General features: G+C 33.1%; 16 protein-coding genes. 9 read left to right on the forward strand and 7 right to left on the reverse strand.

The window, feature by feature from the left end; genetic code table 11:
- Window positions 1-25: 25 nt before the first annotated feature.
- Window positions 26-4,432, reverse strand: coding sequence for a translocation/assembly module TamB domain-containing protein (locus ACNQGH_RS08010; RefSeq protein WP_417955582.1), 4,407 nt, complete (start codon window positions 4,430-4,432; stop codon window positions 26-28).
- A gap of 231 nt (window positions 4,433-4,663) precedes the next feature.
- Between ACNQGH_RS08010 and tsaD the strand changes: the two genes are divergently transcribed.
- The 9 genes from tsaD to ACNQGH_RS08055 all read left to right on the forward strand — a co-directional run bounded on the left by tsaD (window position 4,664) and on the right by ACNQGH_RS08055 (window position 12,755).
- On the forward strand, window positions 4,664-5,686 hold the full coding sequence (gene tsaD, locus ACNQGH_RS08015; RefSeq protein WP_417955458.1) for a tRNA (adenosine(37)-N6)-threonylcarbamoyltransferase complex transferase subunit TsaD: 1,023 nt from the start codon (window positions 4,664-4,666) through the stop codon (window positions 5,684-5,686).
- A gap of 3 nt (window positions 5,687-5,689) precedes the next feature.
- Complete coding sequence (locus ACNQGH_RS08020; RefSeq protein WP_417955459.1) at window positions 5,690-6,397, forward strand: 16S rRNA (uracil(1498)-N(3))-methyltransferase; 708 nt, start codon at window positions 5,690-5,692, stop codon at window positions 6,395-6,397.
- Between the two features lie 26 nt (window positions 6,398-6,423).
- Window positions 6,424-7,062, forward strand: a complete 639-nt coding sequence (locus ACNQGH_RS08025; RefSeq protein WP_417955460.1) for a DUF4159 domain-containing protein — start codon at window positions 6,424-6,426, stop codon at window positions 7,060-7,062.
- Between the two features lie 8 nt (window positions 7,063-7,070).
- Complete coding sequence (locus tag ACNQGH_RS08030; protein WP_417955461.1) at window positions 7,071-7,571, forward strand: TrmH family RNA methyltransferase; 501 nt, start codon at window positions 7,071-7,073, stop codon at window positions 7,569-7,571.
- A gap of 154 nt (window positions 7,572-7,725) precedes the next feature.
- Window positions 7,726-8,670 carry a zinc metalloprotease gene (locus ACNQGH_RS08035; protein ID WP_417955462.1) on the forward strand — a complete coding sequence of 315 codons (945 nt, stop codon included), beginning with the start codon at window positions 7,726-7,728 and terminating at the stop codon, window positions 8,668-8,670.
- Window positions 8,671-8,884: 214 nt separating this feature from the next.
- Window positions 8,885-9,835, forward strand: coding sequence for a zinc metalloprotease (locus ACNQGH_RS08040; RefSeq protein WP_417955463.1), 951 nt, complete (start codon window positions 8,885-8,887; stop codon window positions 9,833-9,835).
- 75 nt (window positions 9,836-9,910) lie between these two features.
- Window positions 9,911-11,002, forward strand: coding sequence for an AI-2E family transporter (locus ACNQGH_RS08045; RefSeq protein WP_417955464.1), 1,092 nt, complete (start codon window positions 9,911-9,913; stop codon window positions 11,000-11,002).
- A gap of 11 nt (window positions 11,003-11,013) precedes the next feature.
- Window positions 11,014-12,186 carry a class I SAM-dependent methyltransferase gene (locus ACNQGH_RS08050; RefSeq protein WP_417955465.1) on the forward strand — a complete coding sequence of 391 codons (1,173 nt, stop codon included), beginning with the start codon at window positions 11,014-11,016 and terminating at the stop codon, window positions 12,184-12,186.
- A 2-nt stretch (window positions 12,187-12,188) separates the two neighbouring features.
- Entirely contained in the window at window positions 12,189-12,755 is a 567-nt protein-coding gene (locus ACNQGH_RS08055; protein WP_417955466.1) for a hypothetical protein, read from the forward strand.
- Window position 12,756: 1 nt separating this feature from the next.
- Here ACNQGH_RS08055 and ACNQGH_RS08060 read toward each other — a convergent pair whose 3' ends face one another.
- The 6 genes from ACNQGH_RS08060 to ACNQGH_RS08085 all read right to left on the reverse strand — a co-directional run bounded on the left by ACNQGH_RS08060 (window position 12,757) and on the right by ACNQGH_RS08085 (window position 24,017).
- A complete protein-coding gene (locus ACNQGH_RS08060; protein WP_417955467.1) occupies window positions 12,757-13,416 on the reverse strand; it encodes a M15 family metallopeptidase in 660 nt (219 codons plus the stop codon).
- 229 nt (window positions 13,417-13,645) lie between these two features.
- Window positions 13,646-14,788 carry an acyltransferase family protein gene (locus ACNQGH_RS08065; RefSeq protein ID WP_417955468.1) on the reverse strand — a complete coding sequence of 381 codons (1,143 nt, stop codon included), beginning with the start codon at window positions 14,786-14,788 and terminating at the stop codon, window positions 13,646-13,648.
- A 191-nt stretch (window positions 14,789-14,979) separates the two neighbouring features.
- Window positions 14,980-16,422 (reverse strand): glycoside hydrolase family 28 protein, encoded by a 1,443-nt coding sequence (locus tag ACNQGH_RS08070; RefSeq protein WP_417955469.1) that lies wholly within the window; start codon window positions 16,420-16,422, stop codon window positions 14,980-14,982.
- 345 nt (window positions 16,423-16,767) lie between these two features.
- Window positions 16,768-18,405, reverse strand: coding sequence for a sodium:solute symporter family transporter (locus ACNQGH_RS08075; RefSeq protein ID WP_417955470.1), 1,638 nt, complete (start codon window positions 18,403-18,405; stop codon window positions 16,768-16,770).
- Window positions 18,406-18,902: 497 nt separating this feature from the next.
- Complete coding sequence (locus ACNQGH_RS08080; RefSeq protein WP_417955471.1) at window positions 18,903-19,775, reverse strand: inositol oxygenase family protein; 873 nt, start codon at window positions 19,773-19,775, stop codon at window positions 18,903-18,905.
- Window positions 19,776-19,976: 201 nt separating this feature from the next.
- On the reverse strand, window positions 19,977-24,017 hold the full coding sequence (locus ACNQGH_RS08085; protein ID WP_417955472.1) for a hybrid sensor histidine kinase/response regulator transcription factor: 4,041 nt from the start codon (window positions 24,015-24,017) through the stop codon (window positions 19,977-19,979).
- Window positions 24,018-24,059 lie beyond the last annotated feature (42 nt).

Raw genomic sequence — 24,059 nt, forward strand, 5'->3', positions numbered from 1 at the left:
TTAAGGCATTGTGATGACAAATGTATTAATCTTCATTCGGAATTATAGCTTCCTGATTCGTTTTTTGTTTTTCTGTAGCCGGCTTTTTGGGTTTTGAAAAATTAATATAATCCGGTGATAAATTAGAATCCTGATCTTCACTGTTTATTATAACTTCCCTCTCCAGATGGTGTTTCTTAAATATTTTATTTACCAGTTCTTTAAAAGTATCAAAATCTACTTCATAAGAAACCCCTAAACCTTGTGTATATCCTACCCCCTGACCGATGTAATTAATATCATTTTCTTTATTAAAGAGACGTAAATTCATAGTGCCATCCTCATTAACTCTATAAAGAACCTCTAAATCGCCCACAATTGCGGACTCATTTATTCCTCCAAAAGGAACTCCTACTTTACCATTAATCGTAATCCTTTCATTGATTTTTGATGAAATAGTCGCAACAAATCTTCCGTCAGTTTCTCTTCCAATTCTTTTATCGGCAGAGACAAAATTGATTCCCACTTTAAATTTTTCATTATCCGTTTGAATTATCCCTCCTAATAAACTGGTTGCCGTTTCAAATAAACTTCCGGAAAAATCAGATTGGTTTACGCCTTCCGGACTTAAAAACCCACCTGACGATAATAAATACAACGCTTGAGTCTGTCTAACGTCCTTATCATTCAACTTGTATTGAATCTCCGACTTCAAAACATTACTGACCGTTGGAAATTCTATATTAAAATCTGGCTCAGGACTCGTTAAATCACCACGAAGACCTATAATCACTTCAACTGGGACCTTAGTATTAAACGACGAATTTTCTAATAATACCGCAGGATTTGCAGTAGTTTTATAAACCGCTTCAAGATTCAGTTGTGCTTTCATAGGATTACCCTCCCAAGTAATTGAACCTCCTTTTTTGACAGCAAACTTTTTATCGATTAATCCACCATATTTAAAGTTATAGGTTCCTTCATAGGCCTGGAAATCTCCCCACATATTGAATTTACCTAAGGTATTTATCTTAAACAATAAAGATCCAAAACCTTTCCCTTTCATTCCGTGTCCTGTATTTCTATCTAAAATAACTTCCACTTCCGCATTTGGCGTAATATCAAAATCAAACTCTAATTCAAGTCCGTTATAATTTCTGGTATTCTCAAAAATCCCCTTTTCTATATTGTACTTTTCTTTAGCGGTCACAAAATGAATAAATTTATTATCACTTACACTTTCCGCATTATTAATCGGTATTTTTATTGCAGTTCCTTTTTCTGATTTGGCATCCACTTTAATAAATAAAGAATTCGTAGGTCCTTTTATTGTTGCGGTACCGTCTATAAAAGCAGTGCCATAATAAGCGGCGTCATCACTGTCTTTTGTATCTAAAGCTAAAAGTCTTTTCGAATTAATACTTAAATCCAATTTCCAGTCAGTAAAATTTTTATGTTCGATACTTCCATTCAAAGTCCCTTTTGTGCCGTATTTTGTATCCGTTAATGTATTATTTCTGAACAAAAACTTTTCATCAGCCAAATCAACGATGGTTTTATCTTTCAATTCATAATCTACATTCAAATACGGAATGGTTACTCCTGCATTATCGACAAAAAGCCGCCCATTGATTTCAGGCTTTTTCAGATTACCCTGAATGATTGAATTCCCGGATACAGATCCTCTTATATTGGATAAAACGTCACCACCCAATGCGCTCAATGTCCCCAAATTGAATTTTTCGAATTTTAGTTTTAAATCCAAAATTGTTTCCTTGTTGACGATTTCAAAATTTCCGTCCGCGTTGAAGGATTCTACATTTTCATTTTCGATAGTAGAATTTATTGTAAACTTTTTAAAACTTTCATCCCCTTCGATATCGAAATTCAAAACACCCAAATCCGTTTTATTCAAATTCAGATGATCGATTACTATGGAAGCTGTTGGCTGATAAACATTTTTATTTTGTTTATAATTTACTTCTCCATTGATATTTCCATTAAAAATAAATTTTTCGTTATCCGGAGTAATTTTATTAAGATCCACATCTTTAAAAGTCAGTTTTAAATCTTTATAAGAAGTATCTTTTAAATCTCCCATCAGTGAAATTTCCTGATCTTCATGAGACAATATGATGTTATCAATAGTGAAGTTTTTAAATGCCTTATCAAAAACAATTTGATTATCAGGCGTATCTTTTGCATTCAAAAACCACAGATAATCCTTAAATTTAATTTCGGATTTACTAATGCCTACTACATTTTTATTGTCCTTATTTATAGTATGATATAAATTTAAATTATAGTAATCCCCCCCAGTTACCCCTCCTTTAAATTCAGAACGAAAGAATAAGGTATCTTTCATGGTTACATTTATCAAACTAAAATCCCTAATTTTATAATATTTAGTTTTTATACTATCTAATTCAATATATGCGTTATAAAGTGGGTTTTTATTATCGACCGAAATTCTGATATTATCAAAAGTATTATCCGAAGCAATGATTTTAGGCGAATTAAAATTGAGCTTGAATTCCTGATTATCTGAATTAATATTTCCTTTAACAATAGTATTGGAACCAATAGAAATTTCGGGATAAAATATTTCAATAATTTTATTATAAATAGTAAAATCAAATTTAAGAAACTGACCCTTTTTTACCCTTGTTGGTTTGTAATTGGTATAAAGACTTCCTAAAGAATTGGTAATCATGTTTTTTAACTGGCTGAATTCATATTTACCAACCAGCTCACCCTGAACAATGTCAGGAGAATTTACCGTTATTGTTCGTACTCTCTTTTGATCAAAAGTCGAACTTATTGCAAAATCATCAAAATTATAAATTCCCTTTACATTTTGATACGAAGTTTTGTTGATATAGAAATTCCCTTCAAGGTTTTCTATAGTATTTCCCGAAGCCTGAACCACAACATCCCCTTTAAAGACAGAAACAGAGTCTTTTACTAAATGTAATTTATGCAAGTCCGCATTCTCCACATTAATATGAAAATCATATCTGCTGTCTTTTTTACTTAAATCCAATAACCCATCAAATGTCATACTTAAATTGGGGTCATTAACAGAAACCTGACCTTTGTAATTGGGCATTTTAAAAGTACCGTTTACAACAACATTAGTATAGGTATAATTCTGAAAGTCAATTTTAGAAACATCTCCTTTTATGGCCGTGTCCAAATATTTTTCTTTAAAACCTTTTCCATCAACATCAATATTCATACTTACTCTCCCAATGTCTTTCCTTTCGAATAAAGTCCCAATGTCAAAATTTTCCAAAATAACTTTCCCAACATAAGATGCTTTATCAATAACATCTATATTTTTCATTTTTAAATTCGATTGCACTTTACCCAATTCTGTAGTCATAGAAAAACGGGCCTCAATTGTGCTAGTTGTAATTTGAGTACTCCCTACCGCTGAGAATTTTCCTAATTTTTTTAATGTAGTTGGTAATTTTTTCCCAAGAATATCCGGAAGTACAACAATCAGATTATCGTAACTGGAGGAAAGCTTATCAAATTTTGCATACATATAAAACTTTTGCTCCTTATTAGCGAAAAGATTCTTGAAATTTATATTCCCTTTAATCTGTGTGTGTCTAGCATCAACTAATTTTAAGTTTGTAACTTTTAAATCATTAAGAGTTCCTTTGATATGTGCTTCTGTATAGAAATGCTGATTCTTACCTAACTCTTTATAAAAATAACGAATATCATTTGAAGCTAATGAAGCTTTATCAAGGGTTACATCAAAGAACACTTTATCTGTAAATTTAGAAAAGTCTTCAATTTTATAACGCATCGAAACAGTACCTTTTAGTACTGATTCTTTAGTCAATAAATCTAAATTCTCTAATTTTATTTGCTTCTTGGTATAACTGAATTTTGAACTCAAATTCACCACATACAACCCACGATGATCTAAAAATGACATTTTATGAATAGTGGTACTTACATCAGGTCCATACATTAGAAAATCAGAAATATTGGCATTTACCTTAGTGAAATCGATATTTTTTGAGATTTCCAGATTCTCATCAGTTAAAATAAAATGCCCTTTGGTAATATAAGCGTCTTTAGCGGACAACAAAAAATGCTTCTTCGACGGCTTCCCCTTACCAAAAGCAGCAATAAACTTATCCAGATTGGTCTGTTTTTCATTTTTATAGGTTTTCAGATTGAATAACAATCCATCTAAACGCACTTCACCAAAAATCAAATCACCATCCAACAATCGTTTCCCGTCTAAAATATTGGTTTTAATTCTATCCGCATAAATAAGGGTATCCTTATGATGATCGACGATTAATACTTTTTTGAATTTTACCCCCCCAAAAACAGATACTGCAACTCCGTCAATAGCAATATTTGTCCCGAAGTCCTTATTTATACTGCGGACAAAATATTGAGCAATTTTTGTTTGAACATAAGGCATTGAAAGTGCTATACCGAGCAGCAATAAAAGTAGGATTAGTCCAAGTAGGGAACGAAATACTATTTTTTTAAATTTTTTGATACCGATTGATTTTTTTATTTTTTATAAAAATTTATTTTGCTTTTGGAAACAACAGCAGCTTAAATAAAAATTCTTTAATTTTGGCTTTTTATGTAAAAAAACACTTTTTACATAGGATTGTCAAATATAATTCAAAATTTGTGCCTTTTTATGCAAAATCCCGAGGTTTTTATTCTTGCTATCGAAAGTTCTTGTGACGATACGGCAGCAGCTGTTTTACAAAAGGACAAAGTTCTGTCAAACATAGTCGCTAATCAATTGATTCACAATCAATATGGCGGTGTTGTTCCTGAACTTGCCTCTCGTGCGCACCAACAAAATATAGTTCCCGTTATTGATGCAGCACTTCAAAAAGCAAATATACAAAAAGAACAGTTGTCAGCAATTGCTTTTACCCAAGGTCCCGGATTGATGGGTTCCCTTCTGGTAGGAAGTTCATTTGCTAAATCATTGTCATTAGCTTTAAAAATCCCTTTGATTGCCGTAAATCACATGCATGCCCATATTTTAGCGCATTTTATTCATGAAGAAGGGTTTGAAAAGCCTACCTTTCCCTTTCTGGCCCTGACCATAAGTGGTGGGCATACGCAAATTGTCAGAGTGAATGATTTCTTTGATATGACAATTATAGGTGAAACTACCGATGATGCCGTAGGAGAAGCTTTTGATAAAAGCGCAAAAATACTCGGACTTCCTTATCCTGGTGGGCCTTTGATTGATAAATACGCTCAATTAGGCAATCCAAGAGCTTTTGCTTTTACAAAACCAAAAGTTCCTGGTTTAGACTTTAGCTTTTCGGGTTTAAAAACCGCTATTTTATATTTTATTCAAAAGAAAAAACTAGAGTATCCAAATTTTATTGATGAAAACCTAAATGACATTTGTGCTTCCATTCAATATACAATCATTGAAATTCTAATGGATAAATTACAGTTAGCTGTAAAGGAAACAGGAATAAAACAAATAGCAATTGGCGGAGGAGTTTCAGCCAATTCAGGAATAAGAAACGCTTTGGCGGAAGCCGAAAATAAATATGGCTGGAAAACATTTGTTCCCAAATTTGAGTACACCACGGATAATGCTGCAATGATTGGAATTGTAGGTTACCAAAAATTTTTAACTGGAAATTTTGAAACTTCATCTGTAGTTTCTAAAGCAAGAATACAATTCTAAATTATGCAATTATTTTATAATCCAACGATCAACGAGACCACTGAGAACTTTTCTTTTGACAAAGAAGAAAGCAAACATATTATTAAAGTATTACGTAAAAAAGATAGTGATATTTTAAATGTAACCAATGGTTTAGGGTATCTATTTAAAACAGAAATTACATTAGCTTCCGACAATAAATGCACGGTAAAAATCATTTCTTTCGAAAAGTCGGCACCTTCAAAATTTCATCTGCATTTAGCGGTTGCACCCACTAAAATGAATGATCGTTTTGAGTGGTTTTTGGAGAAGGCAACTGAAATTGGCATTCATGAAATCACACCTATTATTTGCGATCGTTCCGAAAGGAAAGTAATTAATAACGAAAGATATGATAAAATTATATTGGCAGCTATGAAGCAGTCTAATGAATTGTTTCTTCCAAAATTGAATGAGGCGATCTCATTCAAAGAGTTTGTTAAACAAAAACAGGAAGGTTTTAATTTTATAGCTCATTGTGAGGACACCAATAAAAAAACGTTGAAATCTGCATTAGAACCAAATAAAAATGTCACCTTATTAATAGGACCTGAAGGTGATTTTACAGAAAAAGAAATCGAATTGGCACTGGATAGCAATTACATTCCCGTGTCTTTGGGAAATACCCGACTACGAACTGAAACTGCAGCAATTGTCGCCTGTCATAGCGTAGTTTTTATTAATGAAGCATAAGAAGTAATGATTCTGAATTTATAGTTATGAAAAAAGCATATTATTTATTACTATTAATTTCTGCCGCCTCCTTTTCGCAGGAAATCGCATTATTAAAGTATAGCGGTGGAGGAGATTGGTATGCTAATCCTACTTCATTACCCAATTTAATCAAATACTGCAATACCAATATCAATACCAAAATAAAACCCCGACCAGGAACTGTAGAGCCAGCAAGTCCGGATTTACTTTCCTATCCATTCGTTCACATGACTGGTCACGGAAATGTTGTTTTTAGTGAGGCTGATGTCATCAACCTTAGAAATTATTTACTTGCCGGAGGTTTTCTTCACATTGATGATAATTATGGTATGGATCAATACATTAGAAAAGAAATAAAGAAAATATTTCCAAATAATGATTTAGTCGAAATTCCTGCCAATCATGCTCTCTTTCAAAAACCATATCTTTTCATTAACGGATTACCAAAAATACACGAGCACGATGGAAAAAGACCACAGGCTTTTGGAATATTCATCGCAAATAAATTAGTTCTTCTTTATACTTTCGAATGTGACTTAGGAGATGGTTGGGAAGATCCTGAAGTACATAACGACCCATCAGATGTTCGCGAAAAAGCACTAAAAATGGGCGCTAATATTATCAGTTATATCTTTAATAATTAATTTGAATCGTGCAGCTAGGACATCAGGACATTTCGTTTGACAGAAAAACATTTCCCATTACATTGGTGTGTGATAATATTTATTTTCAACGGAATATTGGTTCACTCTTTAGAATAAGTGAAGCTTTTGGTGTCGAAAAAATAATCTTCTTAGGAAAAAACATCCCTCTTAATCCGAGAAAAATAAATAAAACTTCCCGAAGTACCCATCTGCATATTCCCTACTCTGTAATTGGTGAAACCAAAGAACTGATTGATTATTTGCTCGCAACTAATTATGAAATTATTGCATTAGAGATTACAAACACGAGCAAACCGCTTCAGGAAATAGTCATTCCCACTTCAAAAAAAATAGCTCTAATAGTAGGCAGTGAAATAAATGGTATTTGTAATGAAATTTTAACCATCTCAAATCAGACTGTACACATCAATATGTTTGGAGAAAACAGCAGCATGAATGTCGTCCAAGCTACAAGTATTGCCTTATACGAGCTTATAAATAAAGAATAAAACCCTTAGATAATCGCTTATACCGCACCAACTATATCGTTATAGTTAATTCTTAAATTTTATTTAAAAAAATTTGTTTTACAGGATTATTTGTTATAAAATTGCATTATTATTAACCCAAATCAATTTTTTATAACAAAAAACCAGTATTATTATGAAAAAAATTCTTTTAACTGCAACAGCATTCTTGATGCTATTCTCTTGTCAAAATGACCAAACAGAATCAACAGCAACAAATGCTACTGCACGCCGCTCATGCGCTTCCCAAGATGTGTTAGCGGAACAATTAAAAGCTGATCCTACTTTGGCTTTAAGAATGAACCAGATTGAAGCTTTTACACAAAAATCAATGCTAACCAACAAATTAGTGAATGGTAAAGTTGTAATTCCGGTAGTTGTCAATGTCTTGTACAAAACTGCAGCAGAAAATATCTCTGACGCTCAGATACAATCGCAAATTGATGTACTGAACAAAGATTACACTGCTACAAATCCTGATTTTAGTAGTACTCCTGCAGAGTTTGCCGGTGTTGCTGCAAATGTTGGCATTACTTTCGAATTGGTGCAAATCAATAGAAAATCAACTACTAAAACTTCATGGGGAACCAGAGATGCAATGAAAAAATCAAAACAAGGAGGAATAGACCCGACTTCACCAACAACAACCTTAAATATGTGGGCTTGTACCATTGGTGGCGGGATCTTAGGATATGCACAATTTCCTGGTGGTTCTTTGGCAACGGACGGGGTTGTAATTGATTCTTTCTATTTTGGTTTATCAAGCGCTTCCAGTTATCCTTACAATTTAGGAAGAACGGCATCTCATGAAGTAGGTCACTGGATGAACCTCAGACACATTTGGGGTGATGCATCTTGTGGGGACGATTTGGTTTCTGACACTCCGGTTCACAAAACTTCCAACTTTGGCGTACCTACCTACCCTTACGTAAGTACTTGCTTACCAGCTCATAACGAAATGACCATGAACTACATGGATTATACTGACGATAGAGGAATGTTTATGTTCACCAATGGTCAAAAAGCGAGAATGTCTGCTTTATTCGTTTCTGGCGGAGCAAGAGCAGGTTTCGGTATATAATTTTTTTTTTTAGATTTTAGAATAAAACTCGCTACTTGTTAGCGGGTTTTTTTTTGAATTATTAAAATATCCAACCTGCACCAAACCACCTTGTCACACATCATAATATTGTACTAAAAAATTAGTCTCAATCATTGATACATGACAAATAATAATCGTAAATTGCTACTCATTTACCTGACAAACAATAATTTATAACGTAAACACTACTATTATGAAAAAAATTATTCTATTCGCAGTGGCATTTACAATGCTTTTCTCCTGTCAAAATGACCAGACTGAATTAACTTCCTCCACACCAAATGCTACTGCACGCCGTTCCTGCGCTTCTCAGGATGTATTAATGGAACAATTAAAAGCTGATCCTACCTTGATTCTAAGAATGAATCAAATTGAAGCTTTTACACAAAAAGCAATGCTGACCAATAAATTAGTGAATGGTAAAATTGTAATTCCGGTAGTCGTAAATGTGTTGTCCAGAACTGCTGCTGAAAATATCTCTGATGCCCAGATACAATCTCAAATTGATGTCTTAAATAAAGATTTTACTGCCACTAATTCTGATTTCAGGGACATTCCGACTGAGTTTGCTGGCGTAGCAGCTAGTGTGGGTATCACTTTTCAATTGGTAAATACGGTTAGAAAAGCTACAACTAAGACATCGTGGGGGACTAAAGATGCTATGAAAAATTCAAAAAGGGGCGGAATAGATGCCACCTCACCAGCTACAACTTTAAATATTTGGGCCTGTACTATTGGAGGTGGTATTTTGGGATATGCCCAATTTCCCGGGGGTTCATTAGCAACTGATGGAGTTGTCATTGATTCTTTCTATTTTGGTTTGTCAAGCCCTGCCAGTGCTCCTTACAATTTAGGAAGGACTGCATCTCATGAAGTAGGTCACTGGATGAACCTCAGGCATATTTGGGGAGACGCCTCTTGTGGAAATGATTTGGTTTCAGACACTCCTGTTCACAAAACCGCAAACTTTGGTGTCCCACCCTATCCTTTTGTAAGCCTATGTTTACCAACTCATAATGAAATGACTATGAACTACATGGATTACACGGATGACAAAGGAATGTATATGTTCACCAATGGTCAAAAAGCCAGAATGGCTGCTTTATTCGTTTCCGGCGGAGCAAGAGCGGGTTTTGGCATATAATTTTTTAGATTTTAGAATTCAAAACTCGCTACTTATTAGCGAGTTTTTTTATCTTTATATCCTAAAAGAATATAAATGACTACATCAAAAATTATAGCTAACGGAATAGTAAGGGCATTTACTATAATTGTTTTGGTAGCTGTAGCACTTTATTTTTTATATCAAATTCAGTCGGTTCTGATCTACCTTGTAGTAGCTTTAATTCTTACCTTAATTGGCAATCCAATTTTAGATTTTTTTAAAAGAAGATTAAAATTCAAACATGTATTTGCTACAATTGCAACAGTATTGATTTTTGTCCTTATTATAGCTGGATTTATAATGATGTTTATTCCTTTGATTTTATCTCAGGGGCAAAATTTATCGCTTTTGAATACTGCCGAAATTGAAAAAAACATTCTTCAATTGATTCATCAGATAGCTGCATTCCTGGAAAGTCATCATATTGATTCCTCCAAATTACTTACGGAAACTAATTATGCTTCAAAATTGAATTTTAATTTTATTCCAAATTTTATAAATGCAATTTTGGGTACCATTAGTAGTTTTGGAATGGGATTGGCTTCGGTACTTTTTATTACTTTTTTCTTTTTAAAAGACCAATTGTTATTTAAAAATGGAGCTAAAAAACTAATTCCTGACAGTCATGAAGATCAAATTTTAAATTCCTTAGATAAAATAAATCACCTGTTGTCTCGCTATTTTATTGGATTACTGCTTCAATTATTTATCGTTTTTATTTTATACCTGATTGTATTACTCCTTTTTGGAGCTCCAAATGCAATTGTCATTGCTTTTTTATGTGCCGTTTTAAATATCATCCCTTACGTTGGTCCATTGATAGCATCACTACTAGCAGCGATTTTAACGATGATGAGTAATTTAGGAAGTGATTTTCAATCAGAAATTTTACCAACTACAATTTATGTTTTAATCGGTTTCTGGATCGTTCAGATCCTTGATAATAATATATCCCAGCCCATTATTTTTTCAAAAAGCGTAAGCTCACATCCGTTAGAAATATTTCTTGTGATACTAATAGCTGGTTTCCTTTTTGGTATACTGGGCATGATTATAGCAGTTCCTTTATATACGATAATAAAAGTAATAGGTAAAGAATTCTTCCCAGAGAACAAAATTATTCAACTCTTAACTAAAGATATTTAACTTTGGATTTAATGATTCTAAATATTGAAATTCAAGAATTTATAGAAAAAAATATTGGCCTTCCAATTTCAAAATTAGCCCTTCAAAAAAATCCATTTCCAAATGTGGATTGGATTGTCGTTTTGAACCAAATTGAAGCCAAAACAAAAGCAAAAGATAAATTGCCTAACTGGTTTTCTGCCAAAAACATCATTTATCCAAGTAAACTATCAATAGAGCAAACTTCATCTGAAAAAACAGCTTCCTATAAAGCTTCAATCGTTTCAGGAGAACGCTTAATTGATCTGACAGGAGGTTTTGGAGTTGATGATTATTATTTTGCAAAGAAAATAACTAGTGTTAGTCATTGCGAAATCAATCCAGAACTATCCTATCTTGTCAAACACAATTTTGAGCAATTAAATGTTCCCAACATCACTTGCTATGCGGGAGACAGTTTGGTTACCTTAAAGACTTTAAATAGCAAATGGGACTGGATCTACATTGACCCTTCCAGAAGAAATGATGCCAAAGGAAAAGTATTCATGCTCAAAGATTGCTTGCCTAATGTTCCTGAAAATTTGAACTTTTATTTTAATAATTCGAATGCTATTATGATAAAAACAGCTCCCCTACTGGATCTTTCGGCTGGGCTATTGGAATTACAAAACGTAAAAACAATCCATATCGTAGCGCTTGAAAATGAAGTAAAAGAATTAGTATGGGAATTGCACCGAGGCTATACTGGAAAAATAAATATAAAAACAATTAATCTTTTAAAGGACAGGAGCGAAACATTCGACTTTATTTTGGATTACCAGACTAAATTACCGGTCTTTGGTTTACCTCAAAAATATTTATACGAGCCCAATAGTGCCATAATGAAATCCGGCGGATTTGATCAAGTAGGCACATTTTACAACCTAAATAAACTCCATAAGCATTCGCATTTATATACCTCTGATCATTTAATTTCTTTTCCGGGAAGAGTTTTTGAAATTCAAAATGCCATTCCTTATAGCAAAACAGAAATGAAAATGTATTTAGAAAATACCAAAGCCAATATTACAACCCGAAATTTTCCCGATACCGTAGAAGGCATTCGAAAAAAATGGAAAATAAAAGAGGGTGGAAATGTCTATTGTTTTTTTACAACTGATCAAAATAATCAGAAAATAGTTTTAATTTGCACCAAAATAAAATAAAAATGAAATCTATAATTACCTGCCTACTATTCGCATTCAGTCTTAATTTATTTGCTCAAAAAACATGTGATTACAGCGTAAACGTAACCGATTCCATCGGAACGTATAAAGCAACGAAAGAATACATGATTTGCGAGAAGAATTTTGCCGGGAATTCCAGTTATATTTTCTATTCTTTAGCATTAACCGATGGGATGCCAACACTAAATGTACAGCTAATTCAAAAAAGCAAAGGATTCATTAAAGCGAACTGTTTTGATAAAAATTCAAAATTATTTTTACAATTAAATAACGGAAAAATAATAACCTTACTGCATATTGATCAAGAGAATTGTGGGACTATGATTCGTGATGAGAAAGGGTATGACAATAGGGTAATATCGGGATCGTTTATGTTCCTCAAAAACAGCTTTGAAGAATTAAAAAGCTCTCCCGTTTCGATGATGAGAATTAAATATTTAACGGATACTGAAGATTATGTCCTTAAAAAAGAATTTAAATCGGAGTTAAACAATGAGACCTATCAACCTGAAACCTATTTTATGAATACGATACATTGTATCGAATAAGTTAATCACAATTCCATTTGGCATTAGAAACATTATCTTTCAGAGCGGATTTTAAATTATAATGCCACCATTCCGAATCAAAAGAATTAAAACCTTTTTGAATCATTATTTTTTTTAGCAATTCCCTATTTTTTTTAATTTCTGCAGATACGTTTAAATAATTGTGACTGGCTTCGATTCCAAAAAAATCAAAGGAAGTTCCCATGTCCAGTTCTTTTCCATTTTTGTCAACTAGCGTAATATCTACTGCTCCTCCTCTATTGTGAATAGAACCTTTAGCAGGATTGGCTACATATTCCGGATTCGGAACAATTTTCCACATCCTTTTTTGAATATCTAAAGGGCGGTAGCAATCAAAAATTTTGATTTTATACCCTTTCTTTATAAATTTTTTATTCGCTTCAACCAGTGCATTAACAGTTTTTAACCGTAAAAAGCATTCGGCACAATCATATACTTTTACTTTTAGGAAATTATCTGCAGTTGCATACTTCATATCATAGACAAAATCCTGACTATAATCTCTTAAATTTACAAATGTGCTATCCCTGCTGACTGGACTATTTTTCTCTTCAATAATTGAAATCGCAGCTTGCGATTTACAGGAAACAATCCAGAAAAAACAACAAAGGAGCAGGAAAGGTTTGAAGAAAAAAGTCATGAATCCTATTTTTTTATAAAAATAAGCTAATTGAAAGAATTACAAAGAAATTAAAATAAAAAAAACTGTTTTTCAGTGGTTTTTCAGGACCAGGCACTGTATTTTTTAAATGGGTATTTCACCTGTGCCTTGCAACTGCATCCGCAAAACTCGATAACGCAAATAGCGTCCACATGATGAAGAAATCCTATCCTCTTCTGCGATATTGTGACAAGGAGGACCTCTTCCTTTATATTTTAATATAAATGCGTTTTTTATTGAGCCACCACCCTAATGACCAACACAATAACATAAATACTAATGCCGTAACCAAAGACCCAAATGCCCCAGGGAAAATATTTTGAAAAACCCTTTTACTTACCCATTCAAAAAGATCTAATCCGGAATTGGTTGGAATAAGGCGTAAGACCATGTAGAACAACTCCGAAAAAAGATAAATAAATAAAGGGTTTTTTCCAAAAACATCAAAAAACCCAATACCAAACTTCACTTTTTGTATTTCAACAGCATAAATTAAAATAGCCATTATTGATAAATCTAACCCAATGGTATAGAGTACAAATGAGCTTGTCCAAAGTTTTTTTGAAATTGGAAAAATCAAATCCCACCAAAGTGCCAGAGAACTTAAAACAAATCCTATTACAAGTAACTTGGCGATGCCTTCATACGTCTTTCCTTTTTGCTGCACAAAGACCCCTGCGATGTACCCGGCAAGTACATTGACAATAGATGGTAACGTACTTAAAATACCTTCAGGATCAAAGGGTATACTGTCTTTTTTGTAAATATGCCCTGTACCTAATAACGATACATCTAACCGAGTTACGGCATTTGTAGCCATTCCCAACGCTCCTCCCGATTCTCCAAACAAATACAGAATTATCCAATAGGTCAATAAAATAATGCCTGATAAGATCAAGGCCGTTTTCCTTGAAAAATAGTAAAAAATAACCGAGGCAAAAAAATAACATAAGGCAATGCGCTGCAATACACCCATAATGCGGGTTTCACTGATGGGTTTTAATTTCCATATGCCATCTGGTCCTTGTTGAAAAAAAGGAAACCAATACATTAAATAACCAATCAGAAAAATAAGAAATGTTCGCCTCAAAATTTTTTTCCACACAAAACCCGGAGGGGCTGACTTTAGTTTCCCCATTGAAAAACTCATGGCATTGCCCATAGCAAAGAGAAACGAAGGGAAAACCAAATCAGCGAGAGTAAACCCAAACCAATCGGTATGAACCAAATAAGAATATAAATTTGCACCGGTACCCGGTGTATTTACAACAATCATTAAACAGATCGTCAGCCCTCTGAAAACATCAAGAGATAAAAAACGATTAGACTTCTGAATCAACATTTCCTCCATAGTGCTATTTCAATTTTATTTTAGATCAACTGTTCATTAACAGGAAAACTTTCCTATTACATTTCTTATATTGTTTTTAAATACCTCTATTCTATTATAAAGGACCAAGAAAAAACGTTACCATTTTACTTTTTTTCTGATATTTCTATCATAAATTATTACAGTCATATTATCTCTATTTTAAAAACACCTTATTGTTTTTTCACAGCTTCATATTTATCCGGAAAAGCTGATTCTCCATCTAAATTACTCACTTTCAAAACAGTTACATTTTTGCTTTCAACAGCATATTTGAAATAATCTTGTTTATTCTTTCCCCAACTCACTGAGCAATTCTGAACTTTTATATTTTCTGCAGTATCAAAATAAAATCCTGATGTACTGCCTTTAACAAAACCATCCACTTTTGATGGGCGACGATCATAAATTCCCCCAGGAAAACTAGAAGTTTTATCGATAGAAACAGTAACTCCTTCAAAAACTATATTTTTAATTTTATCCTTAGTTTCCCCGCTAACATAGACACCATTTTCTCCAGCACATTGAATATTGGAAAAATAAATATTACTTATTGTCCCAACTTTCCCTTCCGTAGCTCCTTTTGGAAATCGCCAGTTTGCATCTTTATGGTTTCCGCTTGCGCGACTAAAAGCCGTCACATAAATAGGTTCTGCTTTTCCCCACCATGTATCAGTGGTTAGACGGCCTTCAATAATTATGTTAGAGAAAATGACATCGCTCACCGTTCCTTCATCCCGATTTTGAATGCCTACCCCACGATTACTATTTTTAATAATGCAATTATTAAACACCACCTGTCTGATAGCATCCATATTTTCGGAACCTATCTTAATGGCACAACTGCTGCTGGTCATAGTGCAATTAGTAACTGTTATGTTTTCGCAAGCGCCAAACTCTTCAAACTCTCTCCTGTTTTTTAGGCAAATGCAATCATCCCCACTTTCGATATAACAATCACTAATCCGAACATTCTTTGAATGATCTAAGTCAATACCATCGCTATTCCGTACTTTTAAACTGTTCAGCAGTGTAATTCCGCTAATTACTACGTCGTTACAGCCGATAAGGTGAACAGTCCAATAAGCCGAATTTCCTATATGAATGTCTCGTATTCTGATATTTTTTCCGCCAATGATGGTCAATACGTGAGGTCTTGGATCCAAACCTGTAAAAGGTTTCAAAACATAGGAATCTGCCAATTCCTCTCCCATAAAAGAAATTCCATTTCCATCTATCTGACCCGTGCCACTAATGCTGAAATTCTCTATATTTTCTCCACCAATCCAGATTGTGCCTTCTCCGGGATTAGCACGAAAAGCACTTTTGACGTATAGCTTTTCGTCCGGACTTGCTAATAGTTTAGCTCCCGCTTCGATATGCAGATCAATTCCCGATTTCACGTTAAATGGCCCTGTCAGAAATGTAAACGGAGCTGGTATCAGTACCTGTCCACCTGTTTTACTGCAGGCATCTATTGCTTTTTGAATTGCAACTGCATCATTCGTTTTACCATCTCCTTTGGCTCCATATTTTTTGATATCATATACTTTTTGCGCTACAGTAGTCAATGAAATACAAAAAAAGATCAGGGCAATTATAGGTTTCTTTATCATTTATTTTTATTTATTAAAAGCTCAAAATAGCCCTGATTAAAAGACTCAAAATCATACTTTTATATTTACTGTTTTTTTTTAAAACTATTATACATCGAACGCGCCACAGCACCAAAATCCGTGACCAAAATAATCTTTTCTTTTATTGGCATGCATTTCCACGTTAAAACTTAGTTGAACAAGAAACAAAATAACATAACTCTTTAAAATTCCCTTTGTTATTATTACTCATAATCATTTTATTCTCGTTTATAAATTTTAAAATTATTTAAGACAGTACCTTAAAAACATACGGTTCTACTTGCATTAAACCATCTCAACTTGATAAGAACTGTTAAAAAAAAATTACCAAAAAACAGTATATAACGCTACTAATATCCCGCTAATAATGAATGATCCAATAACAAACTCCGAGGATACTTTAAACATTGATTTATCCACTTCTATCTTGTGTGTTTCATGTTGATGTTCGGATTCATGATTTAAGAGACTAATTACCATCATTATGAATACTATTGAAAAGAAAGCGATGGTCATTCTGTCTAAAAAAGGATAATCAGGAAAAAAACCATTAGTCCACATAGGCAGGAACTTTAATACAACGGCAATAGGCACTGTTAGCAATGCACCGGCCAGCCCTGCTGTGGCAGTTGTCTTCTTCCAAAACATTCCCAATAAAAAAATAGCAAGAACTCCTGGTGAAAAGAAACCAACATACTCTTGTATGAACTGATAGGCTTGGTCTAATGTTTTTAATGCGGGAGCAACAATAGCGGCAATAAACATAGAAATTATTACGCACCATCTTCCGGTAATGACCAATTTTCTTTCCGTTGCGTCTTTGTTAAAATATTTTTTATAAATGTCCAAAGAAAAAATTGTGGAAATACTATTGGCTTTACCTGCCAAAGAGGCAACAATTGCTGCTGTTAAAGCTGCCAAGGCTATTCCTTTTAATCCGGCTGGCAATAAATTCATCAATGTTGGATAAGCATGATCAGGTTTCAAAACCCCTGAAGCATCGACCATTTCTTGTTGAAACATCCCATTTTGGTGCATTACATACATGGCAATACCCGGTAAAACTGCAATAACAGGAACTAATAATTTTAAAAAAGCAGCAAACAAAATACCTTTGCGGGCCGTTTTCAAATCAGCACCCAAAGCTCTTTGAACAATATACTGATTGCAACCCCAATATGCCAAATTATTGATAAGCATACCACCTATGAGCACAGACATCCCAGGTAGTTCAGCATAATGAGGGTTCGATTTATCAAATATCATATGAAAATGACCGGGCGCTTTGTCTCCCAAAATAGAAAGACCTTTAAGAATGTCTTTTCCAAAACCAAACTGCTCCGACAACAAAGTTAGTGACAAGTAAGTAGTAACCAACCCTCCAAGTATCAATACCATAACTTGAAAAATATCAGTATATCCTATTACCTTCATTCCTCCTAAAGTAACTATAATTGAAAACAAACTCAATCCCATGATACAAAATTCAAAACTAATTGGTGCGATAGATGAAATAGCCAAAGCACCTAAGTAGATAATGGAAGTAAGATTTACAAACACATATATCAATAACCAAATTATGGCCATTATGGTACTCACGGTATCATTATATCTTTTTGCCAAAAATTGTGGCATCGTGAATATCTTATTTTTAAGATATACCGGCACAATAAATATGGCTACCAAAATTAATGTTGCAGCAGCCATCCATTCGTAAGAAGCGATGGCCAATCCAAGTGCAAAACCTGAACCACTCATGCCTATAAAATGCTCCGCAGAAATATTAGATGCTATCAATGATGCTCCAATGGCCCACCATGTAAGTGATCCTTCGGCTAAAAAAAAATCTTTGGAAGTAGTAGAAGCCTTTTTCTTTCTTTTATAAATATATATTCCGTAAGCTGAAACTAATACGAAATAAATAAGAAAAACAATATAATCTGCCGTTTGTAATACATTCATAATTGGGTTGGTTAATTTTTGGTTAGTAGCTTAAAAATTTAATTTTAAATGTTTAGTATTAAGCTCTATTCATTGGCTAAACAAGTTTTTAAAGTTTCAAAAAAACTTAATAACAGTTACTTTTTTCATCATCCAAAACACAACACACCCTCGCAGAGGATCCAAAGAAACTGATCTTCCACTTACAGTAGTATTACTCCTATTGTAATTTAAAAGTATGTTTCAACTATTGATTCCCTTTGTGGTCTGTTATAACCGTCACGTTCAACTAAAATGAAAATGACGGTCACTGACAGTGTAAAAATTTAACCGTTAAAAGCAACAACATGGTAAATTATCTACTCTTGATGTAAATTACAAATAGGCATAATAAGGTATTAGTTTTGATTTTCTTCCTTTATTTTTATTCTCGTTTTCTTACTATAATGCAATGCTGCTTAGAAAAGAATCTAAAATTCATTAGAAGCACATAATCAAAATAAATGGTGACTTTTATTTTAAAACTTCATTTTTTCTGGTAAATACTTAGCTACTAACTCTTTATAATAAGGGAGTAACGCTTTAACGTCCGGTTTATCAGGAGCCTTTGTATATAAATCATAAGGATTAAACTTTTTAACCCATTCAAACATTTCTACATCTTTCCCGTTCATTAAATGCGTATAGGCATTCTCTTTATGCTGTGAGTAAAAGGAATGATATCTAATCATATACAAGGCTGGCTCCGGCAAGTAATCTTTCATTATTTGATACAGATATTCATCATGTCCCCAACTCATTTTTACTGTATCAAGCCCACAATTTTCAGAATAAACCCCAAATTTAGTATTGAATCTCTCATCTGTATAATCTGGATTTTCTTTGAAAAACTCTGGATATACGATCTTATCTGAATACGAACAGCCAACTGGAAAGGTGTCTCCAACAACTGCCCATTGCGGTTCTCCAAACAAACATAAAATTTTCCCAAGATCATGTATAAAACCGGTAAGTACAAACCAATCAGGATGACCATCTGCCCTAATTGCTTCAGAAGTTTGCAGAAGATGCTGCGTTTGATCTAAATCAATATCCGGATCGCTATCATCAACAAGGGTGTTTAAAAAATCAACCGCTTCCCAAATTGACATTTCTTTTTTATTAAACTGCAGAAATTCTTCTTCCTTACTGCATACAAAATCATAGGTTTGATACGTATGATTTATTCTGTAAAACTCTTTAACCGTTTCTACTCTTTCGGAATCGACATAATTTCTAAACTCCTCCTTTTCTTTTTTATTTTCAGACGGATCGGGATATCGTATTAATAAATCATCTTCCCATTCATCCAAATTATGCAATGGATTATCAGTGTCTATTGGCTTTTTCATTAGATTTAAAATTAAAAGTTATAAGACAAAAATAGAATTACCAATAGAAAACAAAATGGACTAATACATCAAAAACATGGATAGATTTAATTTTATGTTATTTTTTAATTTGCCACAGATTAAAAAGATTCACACAGATTAATCAATGCTAAGCATTTTTTTTTACTATTTCTGTGACTAATAAAAGACGGATTAATAAAATTAATTAATCAGCTTACTTGGCGGAAAACCAAACTGCTTTTTGAAACATCTGCTGAAATATAAGGGATCATTAAATCCTACTAAATTAGTAACTTCAGAAACGTTATATTTCTTTGTTTTTAAAAGTTCCGCGGATTTTTTTAAACGTATTGTTCTAATAAATTCATTTGGAGCTAAATCGGTTAGTTCTTTAATTTTTCTATATAATTTTGAAGAGCTTACTCCCATTTTATCGCATAGATAGTCCGTTGACAAATCCAGCTCACTCAGGTTATTATTTATTAAACCAGTAATTTTTGCCATAAACTCTTCATCAATTGGAGAATGGGTAAGTAAGCTTATATTACTTTCTACTTCTCCAGAGAATTTTAATTTCAGTTCTAATCTTGATTTAATAATATTTTCAATGACCGTTTTTAGTAACAAAGGCTCAAATGGTTTAACCAAATAACCATCAGCTCCCATGTCATACCCTTTAACTTTATCTACGTTTTCAGCAAGTGCGGTTAATAAAACAATCGGTATATGGCTAATAAACTCATCGTTTTTTAGTTCTTTACAAAATTCGAGTCCACCCATAACCGGCATCATAACGTCGGCAACACATAAGATAGGTTTAATTTGCCTGCAAATTTTCAGACCTTCTTCTCCATTTTCGGCATCGTAAACCTTATAATAATCTGATAAATAATCAACTAAATATTTTCTAAGTTCAATATTGTCTTCAATAACCAGTATTTTTTGTTTTAACTCTGTATTCTGGATTGTTTTTTTAACTGTTTTTTCAGGAATAAGCATGCTTAGATTGTCATTTTTCAAAGCGTATTCAAATACTTCTTTACTTTCATAAGAAATGCGGTCTATTGGAATTTCAACCGTAAATGTACTTCCTTTACCTGGAGTACTTTCTACTGTTATGAATCCCTTGTGAAGCGCTACTAATGATTTTACTAACGACAAACCAATACCTGATCCTGTATTATTTGCTTTACTATTTGTAGCCTGATAAAATCGTTTGAAGATTTTTTCCTGGCTTTTTAAAGGAATCCCTATTCCATTATCACTTACTTCAATAAATAATATTCCTTCAGCCCCCTCTTTTAACCTAATAGTCAAATCTACATTTCCATATTTATTTGTAAATTTTAAGGCATTAGACAAAAGATTATAAAGAATTTTATCATATTTATCATTATCTATCCAACCACTAATTGTTTCACTTTCTGAAATAAAATTCAATTTAATTTTCTTGTTGTAAGCCATTTCTTTAAAAGAATCAAAAATATTTTTAGAATAGGCAAGAATATCTGTTTTTGAAACTTTAAGTTTTAATTCACCTGACTGTGCTTTTCTAAAATCGAGTACTTGATTTACCAAGTTTAACAACCTACTGGCATTTTGATAAATAAGATTGTACCTGCTTTTTTCATAATCGGTTGCATTAATTTTGCTTTCATCCAATAATTGTTTAGCTGGCCCTAAAATAAGCGTTAAAGGAGTCCTTAACTCATGGGAGATGTTTGTGAAAAATCGAAGTTTCTCATTATTCAATTTAACATCATGTTCTCTATTTACTTTTTCCGTCAGTAATTCTTGTTTTAATCGGATTCGGTTTTTAATTTCTCTCCTAATAAAATAAAACATAAAAGACAGCAGTAAAAAAGTTATTAAAAATGAAATTGGTGTTAACCAAAAAGGAGGAAGAATCTTTATTTGATAAGAAACTACCTTGCTCCAATGTCCGTCACTATTACTGGATTTTATTTTAAACACATAATCACCGGGGTAAAGATTTGTATATTGGACAGTTCTTGAATTACTATTAGCAATAATCCAATGCTTATCAAAACCCTCCAGCATATATTGAAACTTGTTAAGCTTTTCGTTTGCAAATGATGGAGTCGAAAACTGAAGCGAAAAATTGCGGTTTTTATAGTTGAGTGTTACCTTTTTACCATAGTTCAAATCATTTAAAAGAGGGACTTGCCCGTTAATCTCCATTCCTGGAAATACCTCTTCATTCTGGATTTTGAATTCTGTAATAATAGGCATCGGTGACCATTTATTTTTCTTCATTGCATGAGGTGAAAAATAAATAATGCCATTTTTACCTCCTAAATAAATGGTGGAATTATTAAAATTAAAAAAACCGCCAGAACTAAAAACATCCAGCCTGTTTCCACTATTTACATGGTATACGTTAATATCTTTTAAATTAGCATTAAGCCTTGCTATACTATTGTTATTTATGTTTAACCATAAATCTCCATTAGCATCTGATAACAGGTCTGTAATCCACTTTCCGGAGAGTTCCTTAGGATCTGTTATGGTTTTAAAATTGTTTTTTAAAGGATCATAAAGACATAATCCAAAACGTGTGGAAGCCCATATCTTTCCTTTTTTGTCTACCATAATATCACTGACATTGTCATCGTGAGGCATACCATTTTCTTTTTTAGAAAGCGACTTATAGGTTTCAATTTTACCCGATTTAATACTATATTTTACGACACCTGTTTCTGTGGCAAACCAAACATTATTTGCAGCATCTTTTTCTAGTGCATTTATTTGAAAACCCGGCAACAATTTACCTTGAGAAACTTGTACCTCTAAAGTTTTAGTATTTAATATTACAGCTCCTTCTCCAAAAGAGCCAACCATTACCGCTTGTTCCCCAATCTTGGTGAAAGCAAATACTGGTGCCGTTTCAAATCCAACATTTATCTCTTTTGATGTATTGGTACTGTAATCATAAACTAATACATTCCCATTCCAGAGACCACAATAAAAAATCTTCCCATCGTCCGAGTAAATACTGGCCATATCCTTCGCATTATTATACAATGGCACAAAACCGTGCGTATTGGAAATAAAAAGCCCGTTATGTCTTGTTTCAACAATCACTTTTCCATCATAAGTTTTAGAAAAACCTCGAATACGAGGGGCTTGATTACCTATGTAACGCGATATATCTTTATTGAGGGTAAACTGATTTTCATAAGGATCATATTTATCCAATCCATCTTCTGTTCCTATCCATAGCACGCCGGAAGCATCAAAATACAATGCTGACACTAAATTATCAACTATAGAGGTATCATCTGACAGGACGGAATAATACCATTTATAATTGCCTTTATTAATATCTTCCAATTGATTACATACTAGTAAGCCTCCTAAAGTACCCACCCAATATTTACCATCCGGTGCTTGGGCCACCGACAAAAAATAAGGACCTAAACTATCTCTGGTTTCTTTATTTTCAATATACAGGTTTATAAATGTATCGCTTGCCTTATCTAATTTGTATAGCCCCTGACGGGTTCCAACAAAAATATCAGACTTAGCGTCTTCATAAATAAAATTAATGTATGGGTTTTTTACATTAGAATTAGGAATGGAGAGCGTATAGTTATTAATTTTTACAATAGCCCCTTTAGCATCTAAGGTAATTTTTGCAACAGATCCCTTCTCATAACTGCCAACCCAGATATTCCCTTTTCTATCTTCAAAAATTTCTTTTACATAATCAAAGCCTTTAATTGGAATCTTTTCAAATCTGTTTTCTTTCAAAAAAAACATATAAATTCCCTGGGTTTTAGTCCCCACCCAAACTCTTTTAAATTTGTCTACATAAACCGATCGGATCTCTTCCTCCGGTAAACTATTTGGGTCATTTTTTTGTGGTAAAAAAGTGGTAAAAACATGCGTATCTATTTTAAAAAGTGTCAGGCCTTTTCTAGTGCCTATCCATAGGTTGTTGGATGTCTCGTCCAGTTCTAATGCCGTTATATCATCATTATATAATTTATTTTCCCCTGGTGAAGAGCTCAGGTATGTTTTAAATTGATAGCCATCAAAACGGTTAAGCCCCGAGAAAGTGCCAAACCATAAAAAGCCTTTCTTGTCTTGAACAATATGCCTCACTGAGTTATGAGACAATCCATTATTGTCAGTATAATGTTCAAATTTTATATTCTGTGCATTAGAATAATAAAAAGTAATTAGGCAAATAAGTATTATAAAAGAATGTCGTTTCATAAAATTAATTATATATGCAATGTAATGTTTTTACAGTACAAA

The sequence above is a fragment of the Flavobacterium kochi genome (assembly GCF_048286715.1).
Lineage (GTDB): Bacteria > Bacteroidota > Bacteroidia > Flavobacteriales > Flavobacteriaceae > Flavobacterium.

Excerpts from the sequence above, each read along its gene's own strand:
- ACNQGH_RS08010 (WP_417955582.1), bottom strand. The coding sequence starts at position 4,432 with ATGCCTTATGTTCAAACAAAAATTGCTCAATATTTTGTCCGCAGTATA.
- tsaD (WP_417955458.1), top strand. The coding sequence starts at position 4,664 with ATGCAAAATCCCGAGGTTTTTATTCTTGCTATCGAAAGTTCTTGTGAC.
- ACNQGH_RS08020 (WP_417955459.1), top strand. The coding sequence starts at position 5,690 with ATGCAATTATTTTATAATCCAACGATCAACGAGACCACTGAGAACTTT.
- ACNQGH_RS08025 (WP_417955460.1), top strand. The coding sequence starts at position 6,424 with ATGAAAAAAGCATATTATTTATTACTATTAATTTCTGCCGCCTCCTTT.
- ACNQGH_RS08035 (WP_417955462.1), top strand. The coding sequence starts at position 7,726 with ATGAAAAAAATTCTTTTAACTGCAACAGCATTCTTGATGCTATTCTCT.
- ACNQGH_RS08040 (WP_417955463.1), top strand. The coding sequence starts at position 8,885 with ATGAAAAAAATTATTCTATTCGCAGTGGCATTTACAATGCTTTTCTCC.
- ACNQGH_RS08045 (WP_417955464.1), top strand. The coding sequence starts at position 9,911 with ATGACTACATCAAAAATTATAGCTAACGGAATAGTAAGGGCATTTACT.
- ACNQGH_RS08050 (WP_417955465.1), top strand. The coding sequence starts at position 11,014 with ATGATTCTAAATATTGAAATTCAAGAATTTATAGAAAAAAATATTGGC.
- ACNQGH_RS08055 (WP_417955466.1), top strand. The coding sequence starts at position 12,189 with ATGAAATCTATAATTACCTGCCTACTATTCGCATTCAGTCTTAATTTA.
- ACNQGH_RS08060 (WP_417955467.1), bottom strand. The coding sequence starts at position 13,416 with ATGACTTTTTTCTTCAAACCTTTCCTGCTCCTTTGTTGTTTTTTCTGG.
- ACNQGH_RS08065 (WP_417955468.1), bottom strand. The coding sequence starts at position 14,788 with ATGGAGGAAATGTTGATTCAGAAGTCTAATCGTTTTTTATCTCTTGAT.
- ACNQGH_RS08070 (WP_417955469.1), bottom strand. The coding sequence starts at position 16,422 with ATGATAAAGAAACCTATAATTGCCCTGATCTTTTTTTGTATTTCATTG.
- ACNQGH_RS08075 (WP_417955470.1), bottom strand. The coding sequence starts at position 18,405 with ATGAATGTATTACAAACGGCAGATTATATTGTTTTTCTTATTTATTTC.
- ACNQGH_RS08080 (WP_417955471.1), bottom strand. The coding sequence starts at position 19,775 with ATGAAAAAGCCAATAGACACTGATAATCCATTGCATAATTTGGATGAA.
- ACNQGH_RS08085 (WP_417955472.1), bottom strand. The coding sequence starts at position 24,017 with ATGAAACGACATTCTTTTATAATACTTATTTGCCTAATTACTTTTTAT.